We start from the raw sequence: 11,967 nt of genomic DNA, 5'->3' as shown, positions 1-11,967 counted from the left end.
TGGGACGGTGCAAAATATTGACAGAAGGGGATCGGAGTGAGCAACCAAAAAATAGCGATCATTGGGATATCAGGAAAATACCCAGGCGCAGACAACCTAGATGAATTGTGGGAAAACCTCAAACAAGGCAAAGATACCGTCACGGAAATACCCAAAACGCGTTGGGATCATGCTTTGTATCATCAGCCAGGTAATCGGGTGTATGGTAAAAGTTATAGTAAATGGGGTGGGTTCATCAATGATGTAGATCAATTTGACCCCTTGTTCTTTAATATGGCGCCAAAAGTTGCCGAGCTGACCGATCCTCAGAAAAGGCAATTTCTCCAGTGTGCCTATCACACTGTTGAAGATGCTGGATACTCGTGTGAAGGGCTCTCAGAGAGAGGGCCTGTAGGGGTATTTTGCGCGGTAGAGTACAATGAATATTTGATGTACAGTCAGGCCAATACACCGGTTTCTGCACTCAATGCTTCTATTACTAATGGGGTGTCTTACTTTTGTAATTTTACCGGTCCTAGCATGACCATTGATACCATGTGCTCGGGCTCCATCAGCTCGGTACACTTAGCGTGTCAAAGTATTTTAAACGGCGAGTGCCGTGCCGCCATCGCAGGTGGCGTCAACCTAACACTGCACCCCAATAAGTTTATTTTACATAGTGCGGGGCGTTTTTCATCGAAAACCGGGCGCTGTCATAGTTTTGGGGATAAAGCGACAGGCTATGTGGCTTCTGAAGGCGTTGGGGCTGTGTTGCTCAAACCCCTCGCTGATGCCCTCGAAGATGGTGATCATATCTATGGGGTGATCCTAGCGACGGCCATCAACCATGGCGGCGCGTCGAGAACGTATACCGTACCAAAAGCATCTTCGCAGGCAGAGGTAATAAGCCAAGCGTTGGCAAAAACGGCGTCTGATCCCATCAGTTATATTGAGGCGCACGGTTCAGGCACCGCAATAGGAGATGTGATTGAAGTCGATGGTTTACAAAGGGCATATAACGAGGATTATCTGGCTAAGAATGCGCAGGGCGAAGCGGCGTGTTTGATAGGCTCTATCAAATCTAATATTGGTCACTGTGAAAGTGCATCAGGCATTGCCGGATTAACGAAGGTTTTGCTGCAAATGCGCTATAAAACCATTGTCCCCTCTATTCACTCACAAACACGCAACCCCTATATTGATTTTGATAACTCTCCGTTTGACGTGCCACGTGAAGCACAGCCGTGGCAAGTTGCTGAGGGGAAAAAGCGCGTAGCGGGTATCTCAGCATTTGGCGCTGGCGGTTCAAATGCGCATATGGTGGTTGAGGAGTATGTCGCAGAGACGCCCGTTGAGCAACAATCCGTATCTGTGCCAAGTTATATCGTGTTGTCGGCTAAAAGTACTGAGCAGTTGCACAGAGCGGTAAGGCGATTGCACACCACGCTTGAACACACTGGTCAGAGTGTCCACGATGTGCAGGACCTTCGTAGTATCGCCAGTACTTTGCAAGTTGGTAGAGCGCATCATGAGCACCGACTTGCCCTCGCAGCAAATTCAATGGATGAGCTTACCCAGCAACTCGCCGATGTTCTAGAGCATCAATTTGATGACATTAGCAAACCGACCCAGCGCTGGTATGGAGAAATTATCAAAGGCAAAGCGTTGGATGCATTTATTACTGCCAATAATCTAGTCTATGCTGATCTCTTGTCTGAGGCGGATTGGCCCGCCTTGGTAGGGTTGTGGATCCAAGGTTACCCAGTTGACTGGAGAACCTTATATGATGGCACACTGCCAAACAAAGTGAGCTTACCCGGATACCCCTTTGCAAAGCAGCGTTACTGGGTACCTGACACCGATGTTGAGCGTACTTATCCACCATTAGCGCAACTTGAAGCGCTGGCTGAAAATGCAGCGCCTGTGCGCGAGCAGACGGCGTCTTACTTAAAGCCTTTGCAATCGATTATACCTTTGACCGGCAGTGAGTATTTTATCGCACAACATGTGGTCAACCAAAACCCGATCCTGCCTGGTGTGGCATATCTGGAGCTAGTAAGAGAGGCGCTTAGCACCTTATTAGAGGAACATCAGCATTACTCAATAGACAATGTAACTTGGCGTCGCCCGATGATATTTGATGGTCAGAGCAAACAGGTTGTGATCGAATTGTCTTGCCTACCACAAGCAGGGCAGCGTACGCGGTTTAGAATTTACGATTTGCTCGACCCATCCAGTGGAGACTTTTGTCGTGGGGCTATCAATTTAGGTGAGCGCGAAGCACCCAGCAAGGTGCCTGAGTTAGCGCAGTTGTGCGAGAAGGGTAAGACGATTGAGGTCGATAAGCAGACATTCTATGGTCAGTTTTTGCAGGCTGGGCTTGACTATGGATCGGCATTTCGTGGGGTTGAGTCACTGCAGCGCAGTGGATCATACGTGGTGGGACGACTGAAAGCGCAGCAGCCACAGCCGCAGCCATCTCAAAAGATGAAGTGGCGCCCGGAAATACTCGACTCAGCACTGCATTGTATTTTGGGCTTTTATCTTGGCGAACAGCCCTACGTAGAGGAAGCTGACTCTCAACAAGGACCTATGGTCCCCTTTGTGCTCAATCAAGTGAAAGAATATGCCCCCTTGCCAGAAACTGTGTGGGTCATACTTGATGCCAAACAGTGTACGGTCAGCACTCAGGTTATTGATTTGTCACTGTGTGATGAACAGGGCAATGTGTGCTTGCAATTGCTCGGTTATACTGCACGGGTGATGAAGTCATCGACACCTGTGAAAAAGGAGCAGGTCGAGGAGTGCAGACCGTCAAAAACAGAGCAAGCAGAGCCTTGTGGGGAAATCAAACTCTTGTCACCGACGTGGCAGTCAAAGCCTTTCGCCGCAGCAACAACGGATAACTTTAACGGCGATACAACCTGGGTTGTTTTACTGGGCGATGCAGCACAGTGGTCTGCTCAATTGCGCGCGCGTTTTACAGGTGCAGAGGTGGTGTGTATCGATGCACCTGCCGAAGCGTCGAAGGCTTCTCTGTGTAGTGCGGATCATTATCTGCACTATGCACAAGCACTGCTGGCGGTGTTACAACAAGTCATTCAGCATCAAGGGACCAAGCCTAAGCGCATCCAATTGGTCGCGCCACCAGGTACAGACCAGCGCATGTATGCGGGGCTGTTGCCGATGCTCGAAGCGGCCATTCACGAGCATGTGATTAAATTTGCTGATGTGATCATGGCGGACTCTGGCGCTGAGGTTGAAAAGCAGATCATACACAATGCTCACACACACAAGCCCAGTTGCATTGAACTGAAGTCGCAACAGTGTGACATCAGGCGCTGGCAGGCTTTGCCAGCAGTTGAAAAAGCCGTGTCGCCGTGGCAGGAGCAAGGGGTGTACCTGATCAGCGGTGGTTTTGGTGGCCTTGGTAAAATATTTACCCAGACTATTCTTGCCCAGACCCAAACCAGTAAGGTGATCCTATGGGGTCGTGGCGAGCTGGATTTAGCGCGCCAACAGTGGCTTTCACAGTGCAATGCGCAGGGCGATAGGGTGCATTATCAAGCGATTGATCTCTCGCGATCAAACGAGGTGGAAGATGCCATTGCACAGGTGTTGGAAGAGTTTGGTCAAATCACCGGGGTTTTGCATGCCGCGGGGGTATTACAAGATGGCATGATCGTCAGAAAATCGCCACAGCATATGGATCGAGTGCTATCGCCAAAAGTGCAAGGGCTCGTCAATTTGGACGCTGCGACGCGTACATGTGAATTAAAGTTTTTTGCCTTGTTCTCATCGATCAGCAGTGTACTGGGTGCGCCAGGTCAGGCCGATTATGCGGCGGCAAACGGGTTTATGGACTGGTTTGCCCACGATAGGGCGCTGCGTGTTAAACGCGGGGAGTGCTCCGGTCACAGTGTGTCCGTCAACTGGCCGCTTTGGCAAGATGGTGGGATGCGAATGCCCCGTCATGCGATGCGCGAATTGAAAGAAACATCTGGATTAATACCACTGCCAACCGAGGCTGGGCTTGACGCGTTTTCGAGCGCGTTGGCCGCAAAAGTATCACAGGTTCTGGTTTTGTATGGTACGGGGGAAGCGTACCAAAACTTCGCGCACCAATTGCAGACCGTGGATGCGTATTACACCGCTGAGCAGCCAGCGCAGCGTAGAGCCGTCGCGTCTTTCAACGTGCAAGATGTTATCCGTGAAGTAAGTGATTTACTGAAAGTGCCTCAGTCGAGCATTGATGGCACAACGGCACTGTTTGATATTGGCTTTGATTCAGTCTCTATTAGTGAATTGGCGAATGTGCTGACCCAAGCGACAGGGGTAGAGCTGCCCGTTAGTGTATTTTATGACTGCACTCAAATTGATGAGCTGACCCACTACTTACAATCGCATCTATCCCAAGGCGATGAGATCGCAACCGCGCAAGAGACCACTGCTGTGCCCCAGCATCCCAGCACTGCGGCGGTGGCGCCATCGCTCAGTGAAGATACCGTGATCGCGATGATCAGTGAGTTACTCAAAGTGCCAGCTTCGAGTATTGATGGTAATACGGCGTTTTCGGACATTGGTTTCGATTCGGTTTCATTGGGAGAGCTTGCCAGCCACTTAAGTCAGGCGCTGGACGTAGAGCTCTCTGCTACGTTGTTTTATGAGTGTACTGTAGTGGCTGAACTGGTTGCGTATTTACAAACGCAGCTCAGCCATGCGCCGACTCAATCTCCCGCGCAAATATCTAAAACAGCGCCAAGCGCACCGTGCAATGAAGGGGATATTATTGCTGAGATCAGCGAGTTGCTCAAAGTACCCGCTGCGAGCATTGATGCGGACACGACATTTGAGCAGATCGGCTTTGACTCGGTTTCTTTGACTGAGTTGGCAAGTGCTCTCAGTGCTCGCTATGAGGTTGAGTTGTCTACCACGGTTTTCTATCAGTGCACCTGTGTTGGTGAGTTGGTTCATCATATGAATGAGTTGCTAAGTGACGCGCAGCATCAAGTGAGCAGTGCGGAGCCTGTTCAGCCTTCAGCGACCGTTGTTGAGTCGCAAAAAGAGGCGCGCTCAGACATAACACAAGCATTGTTGGTGTTGATCAGTGACATGTTGAAAATCGCCAAGCATGACTTCGACGTCCATACGCCGCTGGATCAGTTGGGCTTTGACTCGGTGAGCTTTGCTGAGTTAGCTCAGGCGATCAATCATCGCTACCAAGCAGAGCTGGCGCCCACGATTTTTTACGACATCAACACCGTATCCGCTCTGGCGGCTCACCTGTCTGACTCACACAGCGATGATAAAGCACCTGTAGAATACGTCGAGAAAGTAAAAACAGTGCATTCACAACAGCCCGTCGACCCTTCGGTTAGACCGTACGCGGAGGATATGCAAGAAGTTGAACATCAAGCGCGCCACTCGACTGTTGACCAAGATGATGACTGCATCGCTATTATCGGTATGGATGGACAATTTCCTGGCGCCAGTGATATTGCACAATTTTGGGATAATTTGAAACAAGGGAAAGACTGCGTCACTGAAATCCCTAAGGAGCGCTGGGATTGGCGCGATGTGTATGGTGATACCAAACAAGATCCTCGAGCCACGCGCAGTAAGTGGGGCGGATTTTTAGCTCAAATTGACCAGTTTGATGCCGGGTTTTTTGGTATTTCCTCCCACGAAGCAAGGCAGATGGACCCCCAGCAAAGGTTACTGTTGCAAAGTGCTTGGCACGCAATTGAAGATGCCGGTTATGCGCCGGAATCGCTGTCAGGGTCAAATACGGGAGTGTACATTGGTATTGCGCATACCAGCGGATATGGTTCTGAAAACAATGCCAGTGATCAAGGCGAGGGCGCATCGATGGAATTGTCTGGGCCGATCAATGCACCGTCTTTAGGGCCAAACCGGATCAGCTATTTTTTGAATTTAAAAGGCCCAAGTGAACCTGTTGAGACTGCGTGTTCGAGTGCTCTGGTCGCTTTACACCGGGCTGTCACAGCGCTGCGCAGTGGTGACTGTCGCTTATGTTTAGTCGGGGGCGTTAACGTCATAGTGACTGCGCAGGGCCACATTAATTTGAGCCGTGCAGGCCTACTTAGCGAAGTGGGCCAGTGCCGTGCTTTTGCTGCCAATGCAGATGGCTATGTGCGCAGTGAAGGCGTTGCTACTGTGTTATTGAAACGCTTATCTGAGGCAAAACGAGATGGAGATAATATCCTTGCTGTGATCCGCAATAGTAAAGTGGGCTATACCGGCAAAGGAAGCGGATTTGCCGCACCGAATACCAACTCACAAGCGACATTGATCAAAGCGTGTTATGAAGAGAAAAACATTGACCCCGCGCAAGTTAGTTACGTTGAAGCACAGGGAACTGGTACTGAAATCGGAGATGCCGTTGAGTTTCAAGCGCTAACGAAGGCATTTAAGGGGGCGCAACAAGGGGGTTGTGCGCTGGCCTCGGTTAAAACCCATGTTGGACACATGGAAATGGCATCGGGCATGGCTTCTTTACTTAAGGTTGTCTTGCAAATGCAACACGACCATCTGGTTGCAAACTTGCACAGTGATGAATTGAACCCGCACATTAACATTGCACAGTCGCCATTTTATATTCCTGCAACCGCCGAGCCATGGTCACGCGGTTCACAGCGCGACCCCAAAGTGGCGGGGATCAACGCTTTTGGATTTGGTGGCGTCAACGCACATGTCATTGTTGAGCAATACCGCGCACCTGATCCCCAAAGCGCACGTCAAACAGATGGTCCTTATGCCATGCTGTTGTCTGCGAAAACACAGCCGCAAATTGCAATCCAAGCGCGCAATTTACTGACTTGGCTTGCCCGCGAACCTCAGCTTGATCTGTATCGTGTTGCCTACACACTGCAAGTGGGGCGCAGTGTGATGGAAGAGCGGGTAGCTATGGTGGTCAATTCGCAAGCCGAATTTGTTGAATGTCTAACCCAAATTGCTCAAGGTGAATACAATGCGCCTGGCGTGTACCAAGGTACGAGCGCGAGTTGCCCACCGATTGTCTCTATGCTGCAAAGCGACACCGCGTTGCAGACGGTGGTAGATGGTTGGCTGAAATCTCGTGATCTGAGTATGTTAGCGTCACTTTGGTGTAACGGCTTATCTATCGCATGGCAAAATATGTATCGGGGTGAAGTGGTGCGACGGGTAAGTTTACCGGGATACCCATTTAAAGCGACGCGACATTGGATTGGTGAATTTGAACAGCAAATCAACCAATCAGCGGATCGCTCTGAGCAGCTGACAGCGAACACTGAGCTTGAGGAGCAGCTTTTGAGATTGGCGCAGGATAGCATGGCCGAGCAGGCACACCTAACGCTCACCAGCGCGTTGGATCTGAGTGGTTGCAGTTCAGTGGAGTTGGTGCAATGGCAGCAAAAAATTCACCAGACACTCAACATTCAAGTTACCACGCATGATTTAATGGCCGCAAACAGTATTCGTGCACTTGCTGAGCAATTAAGTGCCTCTCAGGCAGGTGAGGAGCTGCAAGTTGAGCATGGCATGGTGTCACTTTCTGGTTCTGAAGGCGCAGGACCTGCCCTGATCTGCGTACCGGCAGCCGGTGCTATGTTGAGCAGTTTCTCCCCTTTGGTGAAACTGTTACAAGGTCGTATGCGTCTTTATGGTTTTGGCTATCGAGGGTTTCATGATTCGAGCATTGCGCACGACAGCATCCAGGTCATGGCACAGGATTATGTGACTCAGCTGTCATCGCTACCTGAGCAACAAACTATCTATTTGCTAGGGCACTCCTTGGGGGCCAGTGTCGTGTATGAAATGGCTTGTTTATTGCGCAATGAGGGTCGTAAAGTACATATTTTTATGCTGGACAGCGAATTGTACGCGCAAGGTGACATATCCTTGTCTGCGTTTTTCCAATTTTTTATTCGCGATACACAGGTAGCAAATACACTGGCTCACAAACAAGCCCAAGGTGACGACGTGGTTGCCCCACTGGCGCAGGCCTTACTCGATGAAGCTGCGGTGTCTACTGAGCACAGCAAGGCGTATCTGCAGCAGATAATGCACGCCTATGCGCAGCAGATATTGATGGGATTGCAGTATGTGCCGTCGCAAAAATACGACGGTGATATTACCTTGCTGTTGGCTAAGCAAAGCCATATGGGAGGCGAAAACCGCCAACAAACACTGGCGAAATATCGCCGCTATTGCTTACAAAACATCCCCCTAGTTTTGGTCTCAGGTGGCCATTACAGCGTATTGGAAAAAGCTAATGTAGCGGATGTGGCGCAGATCCTACGCCAGACGATAACGCCACAATTCGCAGCACAGGCTGGGGAGATAAATGATGTTTAACAATCGAAAAATGGCCGCTATAGCGCATCATTGTTGTCCCCCTAACGTGTTGACTTCAGAGCAAGAGAGCTGCTTATGTCACTAGTATTTATGTTCGTAGGGCAGGGTTCCCAACACTACAAAATGGCCGAGACACTCTATAACAACAATGCGGCGTTTCGCAATAATATGCAACGCTTGGATAGGGTTGCCATTGAAGCTGGGGGGAGGTCAATTCTCGCCAAGCTATACACGAGTACAGGGAAGCTAAACCCTGTCTTTGATGAGTTGCGTTATACTCACCCCGCTATCTACATGCTGGAATATGCATTGGCGGCAAGCTTGATACAACACGGGGTTAAGCCTGATTTTGTACTGGGCTCGAGCTTGGGTGAGGTTGTGGCGGCCACCATCGCTGGCTGTATTGAGCCAGAACAAGGCATGCGTTTTGTGGTTGAGCAAGCCGATATTTTTGAACGCTATGCTGACACAGGCGGCATGACGGCCATTCTGGCAGATCCTCAACAATGCGGCGAGCTTAAGTTGGCGGAGCGCGGCCTTGAAATTGCTGCGCTGAACTATGATGCGCACTTCGTGGTATCGGGGTCAAATGCAGCATTGACGGAGCTTGAAGCACAATTGCCGCAGTACGGACACGCATTTATGCGTTTGCCCGTCACTCAAGCTTTCCACTCATCAAAACTCAACCGGGCAAAATCTGCATTTCTCGAGTTGTGTCAAAAGTATCGATTTTATGAACCTTCCCTGCCGTTAATCTCCAGTACCACGGGGGCGTTGGTGAAGCGAGTAGATGGCGATTATTTTTGGCAGGTTGTCCGTCAAGTTATTCAATTTCCACAGGCTGTGGCCACCGCAGAAAAACTCGGTGCCCGCCACTTTTGTGATTTAGGCCCATCAGGCACGATGGCGAATTTTGCCAAAAGGTGCCTCACGCACCAGAGCGGGTGTGAGATCACTGCGTTACTTAACCCTTTTGCAGCAACTTTGGATTTATTCAACGAGTTGATAGCAACATATTCGCATTCAGAACAAGGTAATAAAAATATGAGCATGACAAACACAGCAATCGACCCAGCCACCAAAGTGTATATGTTTCCAGGCCAAGGTGCTCAACAAGTGGGCATGGGCCGAGAGTTATTCGATAAATACCCTCAGTTAATTCGTGCTGCAGATGAGATTTTAGGTTATTCAATCAAAGCGCTATGTTTGAATGGGCCGGTCAGTAAGCTGGGCAACACACAATATACGCAGGCTGCATTGTATACGGTCAGTGCATTGAGCTATTTAGACAAAATCGCCAATGAAGCTGAACCCGACGTGGTTATGGGGCACAGCTTAGGTGAATTCAATGCACTCTTTGCCGCGGGGGTATTCAGCTTCGAAGATGGCTTGAGGTTGGTGAAAAAGCGGGGTGAATTGATGGCGCAAATGTCCGATGGCGGGATGGTCGCGGTGATGAAATGTGCGCCAGAGGTGATCCAGAAAGTGATGGATACCGCACACATCAAAGATATTGACTTTGCCAATTACAACAGTCCTTCACAACTGGTATTAGCAGGGCCAAAAGACAGTTTGGCACGCTTAACCTTGGGCTTAGAAGAGGAAGGTGCTGCGGTTGTGCCGCTGAATGTCAGTGCGCCGTTTCACTCTCGTTATATGGCACAAGTACAGCGCCACTTTGCAGACTATTTAACACAATTTTCATTTGCCACTCCCAACAAGGTCATTATTTCAAATGTGCATGCTCAGCCATATGATGTAGCGCAGCTGAAACAGTTTCTAGCAATGCAGATCTCTTCTCCAGTGCGCTGGTGCGATAGCATAGAATATTTGTTGCATAAAGGGGTGAGCAATTTTCATGAAGTGGGCCACGGTCAAGTACTGACAAATTTATTGGCAAAAATTCAAACTGCCTGGACAAGTACACATGGCACATCAGTAAAGAGCAAAGAGTCTACCTCTGTGCCAGCAAATGGAGCGTGCCCGACTTATGCTGTGGCACCGCTTACTTCACGACAGCTTGGCTCTGAACACTTTAAGAAAAAATATGGCTTGCAATATGCCTACGCAACGGGGGCGATGTACAAGGGCATTGCCTCAAAGGCACTGGTGATCCGTATGGCGAAGGCTGGATTTTTATCTTTCTTTGGCACTGGCGGGCTAAGTGACGAAAACATTGCACAGAATATTGACGAGATCCAACAGGCCCTAGGCAGTGCTACGACGGTTGGGATGAATTTGGTGTGTAACTTGGCAAACCCGGACAAAGAAATGCGTACGGTTGAACTGTTTATGCGCAAGGGGATCACTGTGATTGAAGCCGCTGCGTTTCTCAGTGTTACCCCCGCTTTGGTACGTTATCGCCTACAAGGTCTGAGTCGAGATGCCCACGGCAATGTGCGTGCGATGAATCGCATTATGGCTAAGATCTCTAGACCAGAAGTCGCCGAGCAATTTTTGAAACCCGCTCCCGCTCATGTGGTTAAAAAATTACTCGAGCAGGGGTTGGTGAGTCGTGAACAAGCCGAGCTGGCGAAAACCATTGCGATGGCGGACTCACTTTGCGTCGAGGCGGATTCAGGCGGACACACAGATATGGGTGTGTTGTCGGTAATTCTGCCTACCATCATTAGGCTGCGCGATCGGGTTGCCAACGAGTATAACTACCGAGCACAGATCGATGTCGGTGCAGCAGGCGGTATTGGTACGCCAGAGTCAGCCGCATCTGCGCTGATGCTCGGTGCGGACTTTATTTTAACTGGTTCAATTAATCAATGTTCGCCAGAGGCGGGCACCAGCGATGAAGTGAAAGCGCTGCTGCAAGACGCCAATATTCACGACACGCGATATGCCCCAGCAGGCGATATGTTTGAAATTGGTGCAAAAGTTCAGGTGTTGAGAAAAGGCGTCTTTTTTCCAGCCAGAGCAAACAAATTGTATGAGTTGTGGCAGCGTCACCAAGGGTGGCACGAGGTAGATGCAGCGACCCGAGATCTGATAGAGAAGAAATACTTTAAGCGTTCTTTTGATGCCGTGTATCAAGAAACGTGTGAGTATTACAACAAAGCGAAGCCGCAAGAGATAGTGCGCGCCGAAAAAGACAGCAAGCATAAAATGGCCTTAGTATTTCGCTGGTATTTCATTCATACCAACCGCATTGCCATCAACGGTGCTGCCGATAAAGTGGACTATCAAATTCACTGTGGTCCGTCCCTTGGGGCGTTCAATCAATGGGTTAAAGGTACCCGATTTGAGGCGTGGCAAAACCGTCACGTTGATGAAATCGCACACTTGTTATTGGATGGTACCGCAGAGTACATGACGCAAAAATATGCGCAATTGATGACTCGCGCGGAGCAGCCTAAACAAGGTGCAGCAGTGCCTGAGGTGGCATTACAAGATTAACCTGAGTTCTGGATAAGGAAATTCGTTAGGAAGGAACTAATGGCTCGTTCCGAGATCAGATCATTGACTAAATATATAAGATCTCAAAGGAACGAGCATGGATAAGTTAATAGAAACATTTTGTGATGTCGATGATTTTTGCCAGATGTTCATTCCGCAATGGCAACAACAACTTATTGAAAGTGGGGATAGAAAGCGTCGCAGAACCTGTCGACTTACCCCAGC

At 49.6% G+C, this 11,967-nt stretch carries 2 protein-coding genes and 1 pseudogene; all 3 read left to right on the top strand.

The genetic code is table 11. The features are described 5' to 3' along the window. Positions 1 to 36 precede the first annotated feature (36 nt). Positions 37 to 8,337 carry an SDR family NAD(P)-dependent oxidoreductase gene (locus HC752_RS22185; RefSeq protein WP_190337388.1) on the top strand — a complete coding sequence of 2,767 codons (8,301 nt, stop codon included), beginning with the start codon at positions 37 to 39 and terminating at the stop codon, positions 8,335 to 8,337. A gap of 75 nt (positions 8,338 to 8,412) precedes the next feature. Then, complete coding sequence (fabD, locus tag HC752_RS22180) at positions 8,413 to 11,742, top strand: ACP S-malonyltransferase (RefSeq protein ID WP_190337387.1); 3,330 nt, start codon at positions 8,413 to 8,415, stop codon at positions 11,740 to 11,742. 97 nt (positions 11,743 to 11,839) lie between these two features. Continuing rightward, positions 11,840 to 11,967: pseudogene (locus tag HC752_RS22175) on the top strand (IS982 family transposase); the annotation flags it as partial.

The organism is Vibrio sp. S9_S30 (assembly GCF_014694455.1).
GTDB lineage: Bacteria > Pseudomonadota > Gammaproteobacteria > Enterobacterales > Vibrionaceae > Vibrio.
The sequence above is the reverse complement of the archived record's forward strand: the minus strand, read 5'-3'. Positions and strand labels throughout refer to the sequence as shown.

Excerpts from the sequence above, each read along its gene's own strand:
- fabD (WP_190337387.1), top strand. The coding sequence starts at position 8,413 with ATGTCACTAGTATTTATGTTCGTAGGGCAGGGTTCCCAACACTACAAA.